This window comes from Streptomyces sp. NPDC015144, from assembly GCF_043079735.1.
Taxonomy (GTDB): Bacteria; Actinomycetota; Actinomycetes; order Streptomycetales; family Streptomycetaceae; genus Streptomyces.
This window is the reverse complement of the sequence record NZ_JBIBUU010000002.1, coordinates 316,798-335,758: the sequence shown is the minus strand read 5'-3', so window position 1 is coordinate 335,758 and position 18,961 is coordinate 316,798. Positions and strand designations below refer to the sequence as shown.

The 18,961-nt window shown below is 72.3% G+C and carries 18 protein-coding genes and 1 tRNA gene; 11 read left to right on the top strand and 8 right to left on the bottom strand.

Features of this window, described 5'->3' with window-relative positions; genetic code table 11:
• Window positions 1-24: 24 nt before the first annotated feature.
• The 10 genes from ACF08W_RS05600 to ACF08W_RS05555 are packed head-to-tail and all read left to right on the top strand — an operon-like array spanning window position 25 to window position 9,800.
• Window positions 25-1,104: an LLM class flavin-dependent oxidoreductase gene (locus tag ACF08W_RS05600; protein WP_385206935.1), complete on the top strand. Its 1,080-nt coding sequence runs from the start codon at window positions 25-27 to the stop codon at window positions 1,102-1,104.
• Complete coding sequence (locus ACF08W_RS05595) at window positions 1,101-2,372, top strand: MFS transporter (RefSeq protein WP_352278191.1); 1,272 nt, start codon at window positions 1,101-1,103, stop codon at window positions 2,370-2,372. The genes ACF08W_RS05600 and ACF08W_RS05595 overlap by 4 nt, the downstream gene beginning before the upstream one ends.
• The gene (locus tag ACF08W_RS05590) at window positions 2,329-2,859 is read left to right on the top strand and encodes a flavin reductase family protein (RefSeq protein WP_385206941.1); all 531 of its coding nucleotides are present in this window, start codon (window positions 2,329-2,331) and stop codon (window positions 2,857-2,859) included. Before ACF08W_RS05595 ends, ACF08W_RS05590 begins: the two co-directional genes overlap by 44 nt.
• Window positions 2,856-3,143: a hypothetical protein gene (locus ACF08W_RS05585; RefSeq protein WP_385206944.1), complete on the top strand. Its 288-nt coding sequence runs from the start codon at window positions 2,856-2,858 to the stop codon at window positions 3,141-3,143. The genes ACF08W_RS05590 and ACF08W_RS05585 overlap by 4 nt, the downstream gene beginning before the upstream one ends.
• Window positions 3,134-4,384, top strand: coding sequence for a fatty acid desaturase (locus ACF08W_RS05580; RefSeq protein ID WP_392278521.1), 1,251 nt, complete (start codon window positions 3,134-3,136; stop codon window positions 4,382-4,384). The genes ACF08W_RS05585 and ACF08W_RS05580 overlap by 10 nt, the downstream gene beginning before the upstream one ends.
• 57 nt (window positions 4,385-4,441) lie before the next feature.
• Window positions 4,442-4,906, top strand: a complete 465-nt coding sequence (locus tag ACF08W_RS05575; protein WP_392278520.1) for a cobalamin-dependent protein — start codon at window positions 4,442-4,444, stop codon at window positions 4,904-4,906.
• Window positions 4,903-6,357 (top strand): methylaspartate mutase, encoded by a 1,455-nt coding sequence (locus ACF08W_RS05570; protein WP_392278519.1) that lies wholly within the window; start codon window positions 4,903-4,905, stop codon window positions 6,355-6,357. Before ACF08W_RS05575 ends, ACF08W_RS05570 begins: the two co-directional genes overlap by 4 nt.
• A gap of 4 nt (window positions 6,358-6,361) precedes the next feature.
• Window positions 6,362-7,324 carry a quinone oxidoreductase gene (locus ACF08W_RS05565; protein ID WP_352278182.1) on the top strand — a complete coding sequence of 321 codons (963 nt, stop codon included), beginning with the start codon at window positions 6,362-6,364 and terminating at the stop codon, window positions 7,322-7,324.
• Window positions 7,321-8,292: a DMT family transporter gene (locus tag ACF08W_RS05560; protein ID WP_392278518.1), complete on the top strand. Its 972-nt coding sequence runs from the start codon at window positions 7,321-7,323 to the stop codon at window positions 8,290-8,292. The genes ACF08W_RS05565 and ACF08W_RS05560 overlap by 4 nt, the downstream gene beginning before the upstream one ends.
• Window positions 8,289-9,800: a pyridoxal phosphate-dependent decarboxylase family protein gene (locus ACF08W_RS05555; protein WP_392278517.1), complete on the top strand. Its 1,512-nt coding sequence runs from the start codon at window positions 8,289-8,291 to the stop codon at window positions 9,798-9,800. The genes ACF08W_RS05560 and ACF08W_RS05555 overlap by 4 nt, the downstream gene beginning before the upstream one ends.
• 114 nt (window positions 9,801-9,914) lie before the next feature.
• Here the strand turns inward: ACF08W_RS05555 and ACF08W_RS05550 are convergent.
• The 7 genes from ACF08W_RS05550 to galU all read right to left on the bottom strand — a co-directional run bounded on the left by ACF08W_RS05550 (window position 9,915) and on the right by galU (window position 15,459).
• Window positions 9,915-9,988, bottom strand: a tRNA-Ala gene (locus tag ACF08W_RS05550).
• 74 nt (window positions 9,989-10,062) lie between these two features.
• Window positions 10,063-11,238 carry a gephyrin-like molybdotransferase receptor GlpR gene (gene glpR / locus ACF08W_RS05545; protein WP_392278516.1) on the bottom strand — a complete coding sequence of 392 codons (1,176 nt, stop codon included), beginning with the start codon at window positions 11,236-11,238 and terminating at the stop codon, window positions 10,063-10,065.
• Between the two features lie 159 nt (window positions 11,239-11,397).
• The gene (locus ACF08W_RS05540; RefSeq protein ID WP_385207610.1) at window positions 11,398-12,039 is read right to left on the bottom strand and encodes a GNAT family N-acetyltransferase; all 642 of its coding nucleotides are present in this window, start codon (window positions 12,037-12,039) and stop codon (window positions 11,398-11,400) included.
• A complete protein-coding gene (locus ACF08W_RS05535) occupies window positions 12,036-12,557 on the bottom strand; it encodes a MogA/MoaB family molybdenum cofactor biosynthesis protein (RefSeq protein ID WP_352278175.1) in 522 nt (173 codons plus the stop codon). The genes ACF08W_RS05540 and ACF08W_RS05535 overlap by 4 nt, the downstream gene beginning before the upstream one ends.
• Entirely contained in the window at window positions 12,554-13,117 is a 564-nt protein-coding gene (gene moaC, locus ACF08W_RS05530; RefSeq protein WP_392278515.1) for a cyclic pyranopterin monophosphate synthase MoaC, read from the bottom strand. Before moaC ends, ACF08W_RS05535 begins: the two co-directional genes overlap by 4 nt.
• A 124-nt stretch (window positions 13,118-13,241) precedes the next feature.
• Window positions 13,242-14,552, bottom strand: a complete 1,311-nt coding sequence (gene glp, locus ACF08W_RS05525; protein ID WP_352278172.1) for a gephyrin-like molybdotransferase Glp — start codon at window positions 14,550-14,552, stop codon at window positions 13,242-13,244.
• A gap of 4 nt (window positions 14,553-14,556) precedes the next feature.
• Window positions 14,557-15,459, bottom strand: a complete 903-nt coding sequence (gene galU / locus ACF08W_RS05520) for a UTP--glucose-1-phosphate uridylyltransferase GalU (protein ID WP_352278170.1) — start codon at window positions 15,457-15,459, stop codon at window positions 14,557-14,559.
• Window positions 15,460-15,563: 104 nt separating this feature from the next.
• Between galU and ACF08W_RS05515 the strand changes: the two genes are divergently transcribed.
• Window positions 15,564-16,145: a 5-formyltetrahydrofolate cyclo-ligase gene (locus ACF08W_RS05515; protein ID WP_392278514.1), complete on the top strand. Its 582-nt coding sequence runs from the start codon at window positions 15,564-15,566 to the stop codon at window positions 16,143-16,145.
• Window positions 16,146-16,155: 10 nt separating this feature from the next.
• Here the strand turns inward: ACF08W_RS05515 and ACF08W_RS05510 are convergent, their stop codons facing one another.
• Complete coding sequence (locus ACF08W_RS05510) at window positions 16,156-18,948, bottom strand: penicillin acylase family protein (RefSeq protein ID WP_392278513.1); 2,793 nt, start codon at window positions 18,946-18,948, stop codon at window positions 16,156-16,158.
• Window positions 18,949-18,961 lie beyond the last annotated feature (13 nt).

The window sequence follows — 18,961 nt, the reverse complement described above, 5'->3', positions numbered from 1 at the left end:
CGAGACCGAGGAAGAAGAAGGAACATGGCCGAACTCAGGTTCCACTGGGGATCGTCACTCGACAGTGGCCAGAAGAAGTCGACACAGAAGTACCGGTCCGACCTGCTCGACCTGGACGGCGCGATCGAGTTCGCCCAGGACGCGGACGCGCTCGGGGTCGAGTCCCTGCTCATGGCGCAGAGCTACACCCTGCCGGACCCGCTGCCCATCATCGGGGCGCTGGCCCGGGAGACCGAGCGGGTCAAGTTCATCCTGGCGTACCGGCCGGGCCTGCTCTCGCCCACGCTCTTCGCCCAGATCGTCAACACGGTGTCGTGGATCTCCGAGCGCCGGATCGCGCTCAACATCGTCGCCGGTACCTCCCCCGCCGAGCAGGGCTACTACGGCGACTTCCTCGCCCACGACGAGCGCTACGCCCGGGAGGGCGAGTTCCTCGACATCCTGCACCGCCTGTGGGGCGAGGGACGTCCGGTCACCTTCACCGGCGACCACTACCGGGTCGTCGACGCGCAGCTCGGCCTCGGCCACCGGGGCGGTGGCCGCCCCGAGATCTATATCAGCGGGAACTCGGCCGTGGCGCAGCGGACCGCGATCCGCTACGGCGACTGCTGGTTCCGTTACGGGGACACGCCCGAGGAGATCGCCAAGGCGGCGGCCCCCCTGGTGGCCGAGGGCACGGACGTGGGCCTGCGCCTCCAGGTGCTCGCCCGCGAGACCCGTGAGGAGGCGCTCACCGACCTCGCCGAGATCATGAGCGAGACCGACGAGAACCACCGCGCGTACGTGAAGGCGTTCGTCGAGGCGGGCGACTCGGAGGCGGTCAAGAACTCGATGCGCCTGGCCGAGCAGGCCGGGCACGGCTGGCTCTCGCCGGTCCTGTACTCCGGCGCCGTCGCCTACCGGGGCGGCCCGGCCCTCTGCCTGGTCGGCAGCTATCAGGAGGTCGCCGCCTACCTGATGGAGTACAAGGCGGCCGGGGTCGGGCAGTTCATCTTCTCCGGCTGGCCGGCCCGCGACGAGATGCGGACCTTCTTCACCCACGTGCTGCCGGTCGTCCGCGCGTACGAGAAGGACCACGACGGCGCCCTGGCGGGAACACGGTGAGCAGCGAGCGTACGCGCCGGAGCCTGTTCGGCTCCGGCGTGCTGCTCGGCCTCATGGCCGAGCAGGTCGTGATGTTCAGCGTCCCGCTGCTCATCTTCCAGCAGACCCGCCAGGTCTCCTCGCTCGGCATCGCCTACGCCGTCGAGTGGCTGCCCTGCCTGCTCGCGTACCCGTTCGCGGGGCTCGTCGCGGACCGCGACGGCGGTGCCAGGCTGTTCTCGCGGGCCAACGCCACCCGTGCGGCCGTCATCGTCTGCGCCGTGCTGCTCATCGTGGCGCGGCCGTCCTGGACGGTGCCGACCCTGATGGTGACCGGTGCCGTGCTGGCCACGCTGGTCGCACCGATCCGGATGGCGATCGAGAAGGTCGTACCGCAGCTCGCGCAGGGCTCGGACCTGGCCAGGACCCAGTCCCTGGTGCAGAACATGGAGCTCCTCGCCATGGCGCTCGGGCCCGGGATCGCCATGGTGGCGGTGCTGTTCCTGGGGAAGGTCTGGCTGCTGGCCCTGGCGGGCGCGCTGTTCGCGACGGCCGCCTGCTGCTGGCTGGTGCTGCCGCGCACGGCCGCCGCACCGGCGCCGGCCGGGGCCCGGGGCGCGCGGGCGGTCCTCTCCGAGCTGGGCCTGGGCTGGAAGCTCCTGGTGGGGAACCGGCCGGTCATCCTGCTCGCCGGTCTGAACTTCTCCATCAACCTGGTCTTCTCGACGGTCCTCGCCGCCAACGCGGCCGTGGTCACCGGCGTCCTGAAGGCCCCCGAGTCGCAGTACGCGATGCTCAACATGTTCGTCGGCATCGTCGGGCTGCTCAACCTGCTGCTGACCCCGCTGCTGCTGCGGAAGTTCGACGTGAACTTCCTCGGTTCGCTCGGCTACACGGTCCTCACCGGCTGCCTGCTGCTGCTCGGCACCGCCTCGTCCTTCTGGCTGTACGCGGCGGCGTTCGTGGTCGCGATGTCCGGGGTCGCGTACTTCAACATCTTCAACCGCACCCAGCGGGTGAAGGTCATCCCCCGGGAGCACCTGGGCAAGGTCATGGGCCCCTTCTTCCTGATCGGGCTGCTCTCCTACCCGGTGGGCGGACTGCTCATCAGCACCGTCGGGGCGAGCATCGGCCCGCAGCGGCTCGTCGCCTGCCTGGCCGTCCTCCTCGGGGTGTACGGCGCGGTCTTCGTACCGCTGACCATCCGCAGCTTCCGCGACTTCCACGAGAAGAAGGAGGTGTCCCGTGTCGGCACTGGAACTGAGCCCGCCCTGTCCGGTGGACAGTGACACGTTCCGCGAGGCGATGGCGCACCTCGCGGCCCCGCTGACCGTCGTCACCACCCGCGACGCGGACGGACGCCGGTGGGGCTTCACCGCCAGCGCGGTGACCTCGGTGTCGATGGATCCGCCGCTGCTCCTGGTGGGTCTGGGCAACGGATCGAGCTGCCGGGAGGCGCTGAGCTCCTCGCCCGAGTTCGTGGTCAACGTGCTCGGCGAGCAGCACACCGAGGTCGCCGGCCGGTTCGCCCGGCACGGGGTGGACCGGTTCGCCCAGGGCGGCTTCACCACCTGGCCCGGGAGCGGGCTGCCGTGTCTGGCCGACGCCGCCGCGGTGTTCCGCTGCACGGCCGTCGACCGGATACCGATGGGCGACCACCAGCTGCTCATCGGCGAACTCACCGGTCTGCGCATCCCCCAGGAGACCAGTCCGCTCCTGTGGTACCGGCGGGGCTTCCGCGCCGCCGTCCCGACCCTCACCGGAGAGCCCCGATGACGATGACGACGACGCGGACGCCGAGCACGACGATCCCCGGGGTCGTGGACGGGACGGTCACGCCCTCGGTGGACGGGGAGGGCAACCTCTCCCTCCACATCGAGGTACGCAACGGTCCCGGCCGCGCGGACGGCGGCGACTACATCGAGATCGTCCTCACCGGCAAGGACGCCCGCGCGCTGCTCTCGACACCGGCACGGACCACCTTCCCCTGCTCGGTCGGGGTCCGCCTCCAGACCGATGCCCCACTCGTTGCCACCCGCCAGGAGACGTCATGTCCGTGATCAACCCGGAAGCCCCCGCCGCGCTCCGCCGCCCGGACCCCGTCGAGCCGCGCCGCCCGGCCCCCGTCGAGCCGCGGCAGAGCATGGCCGGGCTCCCCGGATTCCTCCAGTACCCGCTGACCGTCTTCACCGGCAAGCCGCTGCCCGGACAGCGCTCCTCGGGCTGGACGCCCACCTTCCACCTGGTGACCGCGACGGCCTCGCTGCTCGCCGGGCTCGCGGTCGGCGTCACCGCGTACGCCCTCGGCGGCCTCGCGCTGCTGTTGCTGCTGCCCGGCTGGGCGATGACCCTGCACGGGATGCGCAACCTCCGGATGATGATCTACCACCAGTGCTCGCACCGGAACATGTACCGGAAGCGAAAGCCCGACAAGGCCATCGGCCACGCCGTGTCGAGCCTGCTGATCATCCAGAACTTCGCCCGCTACAGCCGCGAGCACGTCGCCGACCACCACGCCACCGGCCACATGACGCTCCAGGACCCCACGGTGCAGGCGTTCCTGGTCAGCCTGGACATGCACCCGGGCATGACCCGCCGGCAGATGTGGCGCCGCCTCCTGCTCAAGCTGGTCTCGCCGCGCTTCCACTTCGCGTTCGCGGTCTCCCGGGTGCTGTCCTTCTCCAAGGAGTCCGCCCGCAGCGAGAAGGCCACCGCGCTCGCGCTGTACGGCACGGCCGTCACCGCCACCGTCCTCACCGGCACCTGGCCGGCGCTGCTCGTCGTCTGGTTCGTGCCGCTCCTGCCGCTCTTCCAGATCAGCAACACCCTGCGGCTCTGCGTGAAGCACACCTTCCCGCCGGCGGGGCTGGAGGACCGGCGCAGCCGGGCGTACTTCACCTCCCTCACCAACGCCATCTTCATCGGCGACCGCGCCCCCTCGCCCGGGCTGCCGGCCGCCCGGCGCGCCCTCGCCTGGGCCCGGTGGACGCTGCGCGCGCTCTTCGTCCACGCCCCGTCCCGCTACCTGGTGCTGACCGGTGACACCGTCGTCCACGACTACCACCACCGCCACCCGCGCAGCGCCGACTGGTCCAACTACCTCTTCGCCCGTCAGCGGGACGCCGAGGAGGCCGCGGCCGCGAGCGACCCCAACCGGCCGCCTTACCACGAGGTGTGGGGCCTGGTGCCCGCGATCAGCTACGTCTTCGACTCGCTGGCCGTCGCCGACCCGGACGAGTTCGACGTGAACCGCCTGAGGTCCGTCAGCAAGCGTGAACTCTTCGCCGCCTTCGACGACTGAGCCCCCTCCACGTGCCCGTCCCCACTCCGTCCTCTCCTCATGATTCGGGAACCAACGATGCGGACCAGCTCCCACCAGGCACCAGCGGCTCGTACGGTCATCCTCGGCGTCGCCGCCAGCGACAGCCACGCCGTGGCCAACCACCTCATCGCCTACTCACTGCGCGGCCTCGGCTACGACGTGGTCAACCTCGGCACCTGCACCCCGGTCGACGAGTTCGCCGCGGCGTGCGTCCGCCACCCCGAGGCGGAGGCCGTCGTCATCGGCAGCCTCAACGGGCACGTCCACGAGGACCTGCGCGGCCTCGACCGGGCCAAGCGGTCCGGCCGCATCCGGTGCCCCGTGATCGTCGGCGGCAACCTGTCGGTCGGCAGCCACAAGGACGGTTCCTCGCACGACCGGCTCTACGCCGCCGGGGTCGACCACATCCTCACCGACCCGTCCGAACTTCCGCTGCTGCTCGACGAGTTGCGCGCCCGGAACGAACGCACCGCCGTGGTGTCCGGACAGGTGGCGTCATGACGCTGACCTCGCTCCCCCCGCTCGGCACGGCACCGGCCCCCGGCACCGGCCCGGACGGGCTCCCGACACCGGCCGAGTCGGCCGCGTACATCCACGCGCTCGGCAAGCCCACCGCGGCCGAGGTCCTCGACCGCTGCCGGGCCCGGGGCCGGGTGGCCATCCAGCCCCGCTGCGGGGTCGGCGGGCACGAGGAGATGAAGGCCCTCCTCGCCACCCTCGAAGCCGAGGCCGCGCCCGACATCCTGACCCTCACCATCGACTCGCACACCCGGCTCAAGCGGTTCGAGGAGGCGCTGCGCACCCTCAACCTGCGCCCCGCCGACCTGAACGGCTACCCGATGGTGGCGCACGGCTGGCGGCGCGGCCGCGAACTCAACGAACTGGTCGCGGCCCCCCTGGAGATCCGGCACGGCTCGCCGGACGCCCGCCTCCTCTTCGACGTGTCCGTGGCCTCCGGCATCACCTCCTTCGAGGGCGGCGGGATCTCGTACAACCTGCCCTACTCGAAGGCCGTGCCGCTCGCCGAGTCCCTCGGGGCCTGGCAGGACGTGGACCGGCGCTGCGGCGAACTCGCCGAGCACGGCGTGGTCGTCGACCGGGAGCTGTTCGGCACGCTCACCGCCGTGCTCGTCCCGCCGTCCATCAGCCTCGCCATCAGCGTCCTGGAGGCGGTGCTCGCCGCCCGCGCGGGCGTGCGCTGCATCTCCGTCGCGTATCCGCAGGGCGGCCATCTCGCCCAGGACGTCGCGGCGCTGCGGAGCATCCCGCTCCTCGCCGAGCGCTACCTCCCGGCCGGGGTCACGGTCCACGCGGTGCTCCACGAGTTCATGGGGGTCTTCCCGCGCGACCGGGGCAACGCCGAGGACCTGATTCTCTACGGCGCCCTGGTCGCCCGGCTCGGCGGCGCCTCCAAGCTGATCACCAAGACCCACCAGGAGGCGTACGGGATTCCGGACACCACCGCGAACGTGGAGGGGCTCCGGCTCGCCGACCGCGCCAACTCGCCCCTCCTCGGCTTCATCGGCGCCGACGAGGACCAGGTGGGCCAGGAGCTGGAGTGGATCCTCGCCGAGGTCGCCGACCTCGTCGAACCGCTCCTCGCCCGGCCCGACCTGATCGGGGCGGTCGTCGAGGCGTTCGCGGAGGGCCGGCTCGACATCCCGTTCAGCGCCAGCCGGTACGCCCGCTCCGACCTGATCCCGCGCCGCGACCGCACGGGCGCCATCCGCTACCTGTCGACCGGCGCGCTGCCGTTCTCGCCCGCCCATGTGCACCGCAACACCGCACTCCTGCACGCGGTGGACGGACCGGAACCCGCCCTGGACACGCTGATGAGCGGCCTGACCGGCGACATCAACCACTTCCGCCACGTGTTCCAGGAGGAGCAGCGCCCCGCCGGGCCCTCCACCGCCCCCTCCCCCTCCCCCGTCCCCACCGAACCGAGGAACTGATCAGATGCGAGCCGTCCACGTCACCGAGGCCGGTACCGCCTCGGCCCTCACCCCCACCGAGCTGCCCGAACCGGTCGCCGCCCCCGGCCAGGCCGTCGTCCGCAACGCCGCGATCGGCCTCAACTTCATCGACGTCTACTACCGCAACGGCACCTACCCGGCCCCGTACCCCCTCGTCCCCGGCCAGGAGGCCGCCGGCATCGTCACCGCCGTCGGCGAGGGCGTCGACGAGGTCCGCCCGGGCGACCGGGTCGCCTACGCGACCCAGCTCGGCGCCTACGCCGAGTTCACGGCGGTACCGGTGGGCAAGCTGGTCCCCGTCCCCGAGACCGTGCCCCTGGACGACGCGGCCGCCGTGCTGCTCCAGGGCCTCGCCGCGCACTACCTCAGCCACACCACCCACCCGGTGGCCCCCGGCGAGACCGTCGTCGTCCTCGCCGCCGCCGGCGGCCTGGGCCAGCTCCTCGTCCAACTGGCCGCGGACCGGGGTGCGACCGTCGTCGCCGTGGCCTCCACCGAGGAGAAGCGGAAGACCGCCCTCGCGGCCGGCGCCCACCACGCCCTGCCCTACGAGGGGTTCGCCGACGCCGTGCGCGAACTCACCGGCGGCGAGGGCGCGCACGCGGTCTACGACTCGGTCGGCGCGGCCACCTTCGCGACCAGCGTCCGGGCGCTGCGCCGCCGCGGCACCCTCGCCGTGTGCGGGCTGTCCAGCGGCCCGGTCCCCCCGGTCGACGTGGAGCTGCTGCGCACCGCCGGCTCGCTGTACCTCACCCGCCCCACCCTCGCCGACCACGTGCCGGACACGGCCTCCCTGCGCTCGGCCGCCGCCCAGCTCTTCCGCCACGTCGCCCGGGGCGTCGTCCGCCCGGACGTGCGGGCGCGGCTCCCGCTGGCCGAGGCGGCGCGGGCGCACGAGTTGCTCGAAGGCCGGGGCACCACCGGCAAGGTGCTGCTGACGCCATGAGTGTCGACATCCGAACGGGCGCGCCGGCACGCCCGGCTACGGGCACCACGACGACCGCCGCCACGGGCCGGAAGGGCATCGGCGTGGTCCCGGCCCCGGCGCTGATGCTCGTCGGCATGGTCAGCACCCAGCTGGGCGCGGCCTTCGCCAAGCAGCTCTTCGGCACCGTCGGCCCGGCGACGATCACCCTGATGCGGCTCGGCTTCGCGGCGCTCGTGCTGCTGCTGTGGTGGCGCCCCTCGGTCCGCCTGGACCGGCGTACGGCGGGTGCCGTGGCGGCGCTCGGCGTGGCCATCGCGGGGATGAACATCTGCTTCTACCTGGCCATGGCCCGGATGCCGGTCGGTGTGGCGCTGACCGTCGGCATGGCGGGCCCGCTCGCGGTCGCCGGGCTGTCCTCGCGCCGGGCGGCGGACCGGCTGTGGATCGTGCTCGCGGCCCTCGGCATCGCGCTCCTCGGCTGGCAGGGCGGTGCGGCGGGCCTGACCGGTCTACTGATCGCGCTGGCCTGCGCCGTCTTCTGGGGCTCGTACGTACCGCTGTCGGCCCGGGTCGGGGCGGTGCTGCCGGGCGGCGGCGGGCTCGCGCTCGCCATGGCCTTCGGCACGCTGTGCTCCCTGCCGGCCGGTCTGGCCGAGGGCGCCGGCGCGCTCGCCCGGCCCGAGGTCCTGGCCTTCGGCTTCGGCGTGGCGATGCTGTCCTCGCTCGTCCCGTACACCTGCGAGATGGAGACCCTGCGCCGGGTCTCCGCCACGGTCTTCGGGGTGCTGCTCAGCCTCGAACCGGCCATCGGCGCCCTGGTCGCCCTCGCCGTGCTGCGGGAGACCCTCTCCCCGGCCCAGGTGGCGGGTCTGGTCGCGGTCGTCGCGGCCTCGATCGGCGTCATCCGGGGCACCCGCAGATCCTCCGCCGCCCGGCAGACCCCGCCCGCTCCTCCCACCCCCACCGAAGGAAGCCACACGTCATGATCTCCACCGGCAGCAACGCGGCCCTCGCGGGCCGTCCCGAGGGCCTGGAGCAGCTCAGGAGCCTTCTGGACACGGCACTCGGCGCCCTCGGCGACGCCGCCCTCAAGCGCGGCGGCCCGGTCGCGCCCGGGGGCCCCGAGGCGGCGGTGGCCGCGGTGTCCGAGGCGCTGGACGGCGGGAGCTTCCTCGCCGAGGAGCCCGGTGCCGAGCGGGTGACGGCGCTCTTCGAGGCGTACGCGCGCTGGTCCGTCGATCTCACCCACCCGTCGGCCGTGGCACGTATGCAGTGCGCACCGACGGCCGCCTCCGCCGCCGCCGAACTGCTCGCCGCCACGCTCAACCAGTCGCTGCACGCCTGGGAGAGCGGCCCCTTCGCGCTCGAACTGGAGCGGCGGCTGATCTCGGAGATGGCCTCCTGGGTCGGCTTCGGCCCGGAGGCGGGCGGCACCCTCACCCCCGGCGGCTCCATCTCCAACCTGATGGGGCTGCTGTTCGGCCGGGAACGGGCCCTGGGGTCCACCGGCGCGGTGTCGGAGACGGGGCTCGCGGGCCGCCCGGTGCGGCCGCGGATCCTGTGCTCCGCGGCCGCCCACTTCTCGGTGGCGCGGGCCGCCGGATTCCTGGGGCTCGGCCGCTCCGCCGTGGTGAAGGTGCCGGTGGACGACCGGGGCCGGATGCTCGCCGACGAGGCCCGCCGGATCGTCGAGGGCCTCTACGCCGACGAGGTCCCCGTCGCCATCGTCGCCACGGCCGGCACCACCGATCACGGCTCCTTCGACCCGCTGCCCGAACTGGCCGACCTGGCCGCCGAGTACGGGATCTGGCTGCACGTGGACGCCGCGTACGGCATCGGCGCCCTCTTCTCGCAGCACCTGGCCCCGCTCCTCGACGGCCTCGACCGGGCCGACTCGGTCGCCTTCGACCTGCACAAGTTCGGCTGGGTCCCGGCCTCTTCGAGCGTGATCGTGGTGCGGGACCGGCAGCACATGGAGTGCCTCGACGAGCAGGCCGTCTACCTCAACCCGTCCGACGACGAGGCCCACGGCTTCACCGCCCTGCTCGGCACGTCCCTCCAGACCACCCGCCGCTCCGACGCCCTCAAGATGGCCGCCACCCTCCTCACCGTCGGCCGCGCGGGCATGGGCGAGTGGGTGGACGCCTGCCACGCCCGGGCCCGCTACGCCGCGAGCCGGATCGCCGCCACCGAGGGCCTGGAGCTGGTCGCGGACCCGCTGCTCAGCACGGTGGTCTTCCGCTGCGTCGCCGCCGGCGGAGCCCCGGTCGCCGACGAGAACGCCTGGAACGCGGCGATCCGCCGCACCCTCATGACGGACGGCCGCGCCCTGCTCGCCCGCACGAAGATCCCCGGCCCGGACGGCTCCCCCCAGGTCCACCTCAAGCTGGTCTTCCTCAACCCGACGACGACCGACGACGACATCGACACCCTGCTCACCGACATCACGACCACCGCCCACACCCTCACGAAAGCCCCCGCACCACCGCGGTAGTCCCTGTCCCGGCGCGCCGCAGGCCCCTCTTTGATCCCTGCGGCGCGCCGCACCACGCCCGGGAAACACGAAATCCCGCCCGATCTTCCGATCGGACGGGATCCGTATGTGCGGTGGACCTGTGGGGATTTGAACCCCAGACCCCCTCGATGCGAACGAGGTGCGCTACCAGACTGCGCCACAGGCCCTTGCAACGAGTGAAACTCTAGCACCCCCTGCGCGATGTACAAAAATCCGGTCCGCGCTGGTCAGCCGAGGCGACTCACTCGTTGGCGGCCCGTGGGCGTTCGCCGTCCTCGTACTGGTCGAAGAGCGGGGTCCGGCCCCGGTCGCGGGTGCGGCGGGACGGGGCCGGGCGGCGGCGGGGGGACTGGTCGGCGGGGGGCTCCACGGGGTGCGAGGTGCCCGTCTGGCTCGGCTCGGCGGAGCTGGAACGGGCGGCGCTCCAGGTCTCCGGGTCGCCGACCTCGACGCCACCGGTGGCGCGCGGGGCGACCGGGGCGGTGACGTACGTCGGCAGCGGGACCGGGACCGGCTCCCAGCTGTCGCCCTGGACCGGGCCGCGCTCGCGCTGCTGGTCGACCCACTCCGCGTGGTCCGTCTGCTCGACCAGGGCGCGGCGGCCGGCCTCCTGCGGGGAGACCTCGGGCGCGGGCTCCGGCTCGGGGCGGCGCGCCTCGGGCTCCTCCTCGGGCTCGACGGCGGACGGACCGGGCGGCTGGTGCCTGCGGGTGCGGTTCTCGCGCAGGTGCTGCGCGGCCACCTCGGCCCGGCGCCGGTCCATGGTGAAGGCGAACCGGTGCCGCTCCTGGGCCCGCAGATGCACGATGTACGAGCTCAGCAGCACCGCCGGGACCGCGGGGGCCCACAGGAAGTGGATGCCGCCGACCGCGGCGACGACCGCTCCGAGGGTGAAGGCCAGGAAGAGGACGACGGTGGTGCGCCGACGCCGCGCGAGGACCTGGAGGCGCTGGGCGCGGCGGGCGCGCTCGGCTTCCGTGCCGCCGCCGCCCGGGCGGGGACGGGCGCGTCTCGCGGGGGCCTGCGCCCGGGGCTGGGCCGCTGCCTGGCCCGGCGCCTGGGACGGGGCCGACGCCTGGGCCGGGACCGGCACCGGTGCCTGGGCCGGGTCGTGCGCCCGGTTCCCGGTGCGCGTCTCGGGCGCGGCGAAGGCCCGGACGTCCACGGAATCCAGTCGGTCCGTGGCGACGTCCGGGTCCGCTTCGTCGGGCCCGGGCTCCTCGGCCGTGCGTCCCCGCAGGTCCTTGGCGTACCGGCGCTCCATCGCCGCCCGTCCGGACAGCAGCCGGATGGCCGTGCTGAAGCGTTCCGTCGGACGGGCTTCGTTGAGCTCGTCCTGCCTGCGGAGCCACATCGGCACCAAGTAGGCGGCCCAGGCCCCGACGATGACTGCGTAAATGAGGCCGCTGCTGCTCACGTCTCACACCGTAGAGGGGTTTGCGCGGGGGGATCCGCCAATTGGGCCGGTGTGTCGCACGATCCGGGTGATATCACAAACGTTTTTTGTGTTTGTTCGGATCGTTCCTGGACGTTTGCCCCTGCGATGTCGCTCGAACGAAGGAGAAATATCGAACACCTATTTGATTTCACGCGGTGTTTGCGGAGCCGCAGGTCGGGTCCGGTGCCAGCGCCGGAGCATCCCGTCCGGCACTTCCTCCGCGGTGAGCGCGTAGATCAGGTGGTCGCGCCAGTCGCCGTCGATGTGGAGATAGCGCGGGCGCAGCCCCTCCGAGCGGAATCCCAGTTTCTCCACGACTCTTCTGCTCGGCCCGTTCTCCGGCCGGATGCACACCTCGACGCGGTGCAGTCCGACCGTGCGGAAGCAGTGGTCGACGGCGAGGGCGACGGCGGTCGGCATCACCCCTCGGCCGGCCACGTCCTGGTCGACCCAGTAGCCGACGTGGCCCGAGCACATCGAGCCCCAGGTGATCCCGGCGACCGTCAGCTGGCCGACGAGCCGGCCCCGGTACTCGATGGCGAAGGGCAGCATCCGGCCCGCGTTGGCCTCGCTCCGCAGATGGCGGACCATCTGACGGTACGTGGGCCGCTGGATCAGCGGGCCGCCCGGGGCGGGCGGCGGCACGGTCGCCTCCCAGGGGCGCAGCCAGTCGCGGTTGCGCCGGTTGACCTCGCGCCAGACGCGCTGGTCACGCAGTTTGATCGGCCGGAGCACGATGTCTCCGTCGCTGAGGACGACCGGCCAGGTCGAGACGTTCAGATCGAGCTCCCCGGTCGGGGGTGGTCGCCGCCGCGCAGTTGGTCGACGGCGTGCACCAGGAGACGGGTGAGGACGGCGAGACCGTCGCGCACCCCGCCGGTGGAGCCCGGCAGGTTCACGATGAGGGTGCGGTCCGCGGTGCCGGCGAGGCCCCGGGAGAGCGCGGCGGTGGGGACCTTGTCGCGGCCCTCGGCGCGGATCGCCTCGGGGATGCCGGGGATCTCGCGGTCCAGGACGCGGCGGGTGGCCTCGGGGGTGCGGTCGGTGGGCGAGATGCCCGTGCCGCCGGTGGTGACGATGACGTCGTACCCGGCGGCGACGCCCTCGCGCAGGGCCCGCTCGACGGGGTCGCCGTCGGGGACGACCCGGGGGCCGTCGACGGCGAGGCCGAGCGCGGTGAGCGCCTCGGCGATCAGCGGGCCGCCCCGGTCCTCGTAGACCCCGGCGGCGGCGCGGTTGGAGGCGGTGACGACCAGGGCGGTGTACGGGGTGGCGGGGCCTCCGCCGTCCCCGGTCACGCGTCCGCCCCGGAAGTCCCGGAAGTCCCGGCGGCCCCAGCAGTCCCGGCAGCCCCGGTGGTCCTGTCCGTCCCCTCGGTCCCGGCGCGGTGGTAGTCGCCGGACTTGCCGCCCGACTTCGACTCGACCCGTACGTCGGTGATCACCGCGGCCTTGTCGACCGCCTTGACCATGTCGATCACGGTGAGCGCGGCGACCGAGACCGCCGTCAGGGCCTCCATCTCGACGCCGGTGCGGTCGGTGGTCTTCACCGTGGCCGTGATCTCCACCGCGTCGTCGGCCACGGAGAGGTCGACGGTGACCCCGGAGACGGCCAGCGGGTGGCAGAGCGGGATCAGGTCGGGGGTGCGCTTGGCACCCATGATCCCGGCGATCCGGGCGGTGGCGAGCGCGTCACCCTTGGGGACGCCCTCGCCGCGGAGCAGCTCGACGACGCGCGGCGAGACGAGGACCCGTCCGCTCGCGCGGGCGACCCGCGCCGTGACGGCCTTCGCCGACACGTCGACCATCCGGGCCGCGCCCGCGTCGTCGATGTGCGTCAGGCTGTTCTGCGTACTCAACTCACTCCGCCTCGCGGTAGGGCGCCGGTTCCCGCGCGGCCCGCGCCGGGGCGCGGGTCTGCGGGGCCCGGGGGTGTCCCCGGGACGGCACAGCGGCAGACACCGTACCGCCACCGCCCGGGAATCAGCGGAGCAGGACCACCTCGACGTCCGTTCCGGGCTCGGCGGAGGTGGTGTCCTCGGGGAGCACGATCAGCGCGTCGGCGTGGGCGAGCGCGGCGACCAGATGCGATCCTGAGCCGCCGACGGGGGTGACCGTGCCGGCCTCCGCGTCGTACGTCCCACGCAGGAACTGGCGCCTGCCGGACGGCGAGGTGAGCGCCTTCTCGCTCGTCAGGGCGGCCCGGACGGTGGGGCGGTGGACGTCGGGCAGGCCCATCAGCGTACGGATCACGGGCCGGACGAACAGTTCGAACGAGATGTACGCGGAGACCGGGTTGCCGGGCAGCGCGAGCAGCGGGGTGTGCTCCGGGCCGATCGAGCCGAAGCCCTGCGGCTTGCCGGGCTGCATGGCGAGGGTGCGGAAGTCGATGCCGCTGCCCTCCTCGTCCTCGTCACCGACCGAGGCGAGGGCCTCCTTGACGACGTCGTAGGCGCCGACGCTGACGCCGCCGGTGGTGACGACGACGTCGGCACGGATCAGCTGGTCCTCGATGGTGGCGCGGAGCGTCTCGGCGTCGTCGGTGACGGCTCCGACCCGGTACGCGAGCGCCCCGGCGTCCTTGGCGGCGGCCGTGAGCGCGAAGCTGTTCGAGTCGTAGATCCGGCCACCGGTCAGCTCCTCGCCGGGCTGCGCCAGCTCGCTGCCGGTGGAGACGACGACGACCCTGGGCCGGGGCAGCACCTTCACCGTCGAGCGGCCGATCGCGGCGAGCAGGCCGATCTGCGGCGGGCCGAGCACCGACCCCTCGGCCAGCGCCGGATCGCCCGGCTTCACGTCGCTGCCCCGGCGGCGGATATGGGCTCCGGCCTCGGCCGGACGGTGCACCCGCACCTCGCCGCCCGCCGCCCCCGGGTCCTCGCTGTGGGCCCGCATCGTGGTGGCGGGGCCCTCGCCCGTACCGCCGTCGGTCCACTCGACCGGGACCACCGCGTCGGCACCGGCCGGGAGCGGGGCGCCGGTCATGATCCGGGCGGCCTCCCCCGGGCCGACCTCCCGGCCGTCGGCGAGCCCCTCGCTGCCCGCCGCGACGTCCCCGACGACGGTGAGCACCGCGGGGAACTCCTCGTCGGCGCCCGCGACGTCGGCGGCGCGGACCGCGTACCCGTCCATAGAGCTGTTGTCGAAGGGCGGCAGGGCGATCTCCACCATGACGTCCTCGACGAGGACGCAGCCCTGGGCGTCGTGCAGTTGCAGCTCGATGGGTTCGAGCGGGCGCACCGCTTCGAGAATGTCCTTCAGGTGCTCTTCCACCGACCACATCGTGCTGCTCAAGGTGCTACATCTCCTCGGTGACGTAACTGCGGAGCCAGGTCCGGAAGTCCGGACCCAGATCTTCACGTTCGCACGCGAGTCTGACAATGGCACGGAGGTAATCGCTACGGTCGCCGGTGTCATAGCGGCGGCCCTTGAAGACGACGCCGTGCACGGGGCCGCCGGCCGACTCGTCCTCGGCCAGGAGCTGGAGCGCGTCGGTCAGCTGGATCTCGCCGCCGCGGCCCGGTCCGGTCCGGCGCAGTATGCCGAAGACGGCCGGGTCCAGGACGTAGCGGCCGATGATGGCGAGGTTGCTGGGCGCCTCGGCGGGCTCGGGCTTCTCGACCAGTCCGGTGATCCGCACCACGTCGCCCTCGGCGGTGGGTTCGACCGCCGCACAGCCGTACTGGTGGATCTGGGTCGGCGCGACCTCCATCAGGGCGATGACGCTGCCGCCCTCGCGCTCCTGGATCTCGACCATGCGGGAGAGCAGCGGGTCGCGCGGGTCGATCAGGTCGTCGCCGAGGAGGACCGCGAACGGCTGGTCACCCACGTGCGGCTCGGCGCAGAGGACGGCGTGGCCGAGACCGCGCGGGTCACCCTGACGGACGTAGTGCATGGTGGCCAGGTCGCTCGACTCCTGGACCTTCTTGAGCCGTTCGGCGTCTCCCTTCCGGGTGAGCGCGGACTCCAGCTCGTAGTTGCGGTCGAAGTGGTCCTCCAGCGGACGCTTGTTCCGTCCGGTGATCATCAGCACGTCGGAGAGGCCGGCGGTCACGGCCTCCTCGACGACGTACTGGATCGCGGGCTTGTCGACCACAGGCAGCATCTCCTTGGGAGTGGCCTTGGTGGCGGGCAGGAAGCGGGTCCCGAGCCCGGCGGCCGGGATGACCGCCTTGCTGATCCTGGGGTGCGACTGAGTCATGCGCAGAACGATAACCGGTACCTATGTGAGGAAGATGAGGTTTCGGTTAACTTTGTACGCCTATATGCACATGGGGAGATCAGGGGTGCCGGTTGAACACCGAGATGGACCGAAAAGCCCGGCTGCGGCGTGAACTGCTGGCCGCGCGACGCCTCCTGACCGGGGAAGACGTGGAGAACGCCGCAGCGGTTCTGTCCCGGCGGGCACGGGCGCTGCCGGAGCTGTCCGGGGCCCGCACCGTCGCCGCGTACGTCTCGGTGGGCACCGAGCCGGGCACCCGGGTGCTGCTGGACGCGCTGCGCGAGCACGGCGTCCGGGTGCTGCTGCCGGTCCTCCTCCCCGACAACGACCTGGACTGGGCCCGGTACGAGGGGGCCGGCCGGCTCGTCCGGGCGGGCCGGGGGCTGCTGGAGCCGGACGGACCCCGCCTCGGCCCCGGGGCGGTGCTGGAGGCCGACGCGGTGCTGCTGCCCGGACTGGCCGCCGACGCGCGCGGCATGCGGCTGGGCCGGGGCGGCGGCAGCTACGACCGGGTGCTGGCCCGCCTCGCGGCGGCCGGGGCGCACCCCGCCCTGATCGTCCTGCTGTACGAGAACGAGGTGATCGCGCGGGTCCCGGAGGAACCGCACGACCACCCCGTCGACGTGGTGGTGACACCGGCCGCGGCCCGTCGGACGGGCCGCTGACCTCAGCGGGTCATGGCTTGAGGGTCAGCGTGTCGGTCGTCGACCGGGCGACGGCGTTGGTGCCGAAGGACCAGCCGAGCAGTTCTCCGTTGACCCACTTGTCGGTCTGGTCGGTGTAGTGCGCGTTGAACGCGTGCCCGGAGGCGCCGGTCAGGTTGATCCAGCGGGACTTGTCCCAGTCGCCCACGTTGACCACCATCCGCATCGACGGCACCCAGACGACCTCGTAGCCGCCCGCCGCGTTCCAGCCCGTGGCGTTCACCGCGGCCTCGCCGCCGCCCAGGTTCCACGGGCCGCGGTTGAGGGCCCGCTGGAGCAGGTCGGGACCGGCGGTGCCGAGGGTCTGGTTCTTCAGTGTCAGCTGGTGCAGCCGGCCCCAGTTCCAGGTGGTGATGTCCTTGCCGAGCTTGGCCGTCAGCTCCCAGCGGGCGTCCTTCATGGCGCGGGCGAAGAGCTGGTCGCGGTTCTCGGTCGGCTCGTCGCGGCGGTTGCCCGCCGTCTTCCACCAGTCGTTGTCCTGGTCGTCCATCAGCTCGGTGACCACCTGGTACCAGCGGTCGCCGCCGTCGGGCTGGGCCGAGTCGGCGTCGCGCATGCCGCACTCGCGTACCAGCTTGTTCTGCTCGTCGACCGGCCCGGAGGCGTCGGCCCGGCGCACGTTGAGGCACTCGCCCTTGACCCGCAGCTCCTTGGGCAGCTTGTTGCCGAAGGCCAGCTTGAGGACGTTGCGCCAGACCGCGTTGAAGTACGCGGCCGCCGCCGAGTCGGGCTCCTGGGTGTAGTCCCAGCCCTCCAGGAGCTTCTGCGCCTCGCGGACGCTCTTGTCCGAGATGTTGATCTTCAGCAGCTCGGGCACCAGCAGCGCGGCGATCGCGCTGTTGTTGTCCATCTGCATCTTCTGCATGTCCTCGGTGGAGATCTTCCCGCCGTCCTTGATCTTCGACTCGATCAGGTCGTTGATCCGCTGGCTGCGGGTGCCGTAGCCCCAGTCCTTGGTCAGCAGGGGGGAGTAGTTCTTCTCGTCGACGACGGCCTGGTTGGCCGTGACGATGTAGCCGCGCTCCGGGTTGTACTCGTAGGGCAGCTGGTCGAACGGGATCGGGTCCTTCTCCCAGCCGTACTCCGAGGTCCAGCCGGGGCTCGGCATCGTGCCGTCGCCCTTGAGGCGGACCGGGATCGTGCCGGGCGCCTGGTAGCCGATGTTGCCCTTGGTGTCGGCGTAGATCAGGTTCTGCGAGGGGACCTCGAAGTGCGCGGCCGCCTTGCGGAAGGTGGTGAAGTCCTTGGCCCGGTTGAGCTCGAAGACGGCGTCCATGGAGTGGCCGGGCTGGAGCGCGGTCCACTTCAGGGCGATCGCGTAGCCCTCGGCGCGGTCCGGGGCCCCGTCGGTGACGGGGGCCTTCTGGCCGACCGTCTCCAGCTCGCCGCTGCGGTCGGAGACCAGCGGGCCGTTGTTGGTCTCGCGGACGGTGATCGTCCGGTCCTTGCCGCCCGCGACCTTGATGGTCTCCTCACGGGTGGTGAAGGGCTTGGTCCTGCCGTCGTAGAGGTAGCCCTTGCCGGAGACCTTCTCCAGGAAGAGGTCGGTGACGTCGGCGCCGAGGTTGGTGAAGCCCCAGGCGATGTCCTGGTTGTGGCCGATGATCACGCCGGGCATGCCGGAGAAGGTGTAGCCGGCGGTGTCGTACTGGCACTTCGCCGAGATCTCGCGGCAGTGCAGGCCCATCTGGTACCAGAGCGAGGGCAGTTGCGGCGCCAGGTGCGGGTCGTTGGCCAGCAGCGGCTTGTCGGTGGTCGTGTACTTGCCGGAGACCACCCAGGAGTTGGAGCCGATGCCGTTGCCGTTCGGGCCGAGCAGCGCCGGGACCTGGTCGAGGGTGTCGGAGAGCGAGGCGAGCTGGGTGTTGAGCCCCTCGGTGACGCCCTGCACGGTGCCGGTGCCGGTGCCGGTGCCGGTGCCGGTGCCGGTGCCGGTGCCGGTGCCGAGGGCGTCGGACGGCTTCGCCTCCGGGTCGTACTTCCCGGTGACCGGGGAGACGGCGCCCTGCTCGACGATCGGCCGGTGCTCCTTGTACGGGTACTCCGGGTACAGGGACTTGATCTGCTTCGCGTCGAGCCTGCTGGTCATCAGCGAGCGGTCGATCTCGTCCTGCATGTTGCCGCGCAGGTCCCAGGCCATGGCCTTGAGCCAGGCGACCGAGTCGACCGGGGTCCACTCGGAGGGCTTGTAGTCGTTGGTGAAGCCGAGGGCCGCGTACTCGACGGAGATGTCCTTGCCGTCACGCCCCTTGAGGTAGGCGTTCACGCCCTCCGCGTACGCCTGGAGGTTCTTCTTGGTCTCCTCGGACAGGACCTTGTCGTACTCCTCCTGCGCGACCTTGCGCCACCCCAGCGTGCGCAGGAAGGCGTCGGTCTCGACCTGGTCGGAGCCGAACATCTCGGAGAGCCGCCCGGCCGTCATGTGGCGGCGGACGTCCATCTCCCAGAAGCGGTCCTGCGCCTGGACGTAGCCCTGGGCGCGGAAGAGGTCGGCGTCGGTGTCCGCGTACAGCTGCGGGATGCCGTAACTGTCGCGCTTGACGTCGACGTTCGCGTCGAGGCCGTCGAGCTTGACCGAGCCGGTCGTCTGCGGGTACGAGGCCCGCACGGTCGATACGGACCAGAACGCCCCGTATCCGATACCCGCGACAAGCGCCAGCACCAGAACGATGACGATCAGGCGGGCACGTCGCCCCTTCTTCCGGCCGGTCTTCGCACCGGCAGCGCCGGGGGCGTCGGAAGAGGCGGTGGTATTGGCGGGCATCGCTGTCCTTCGA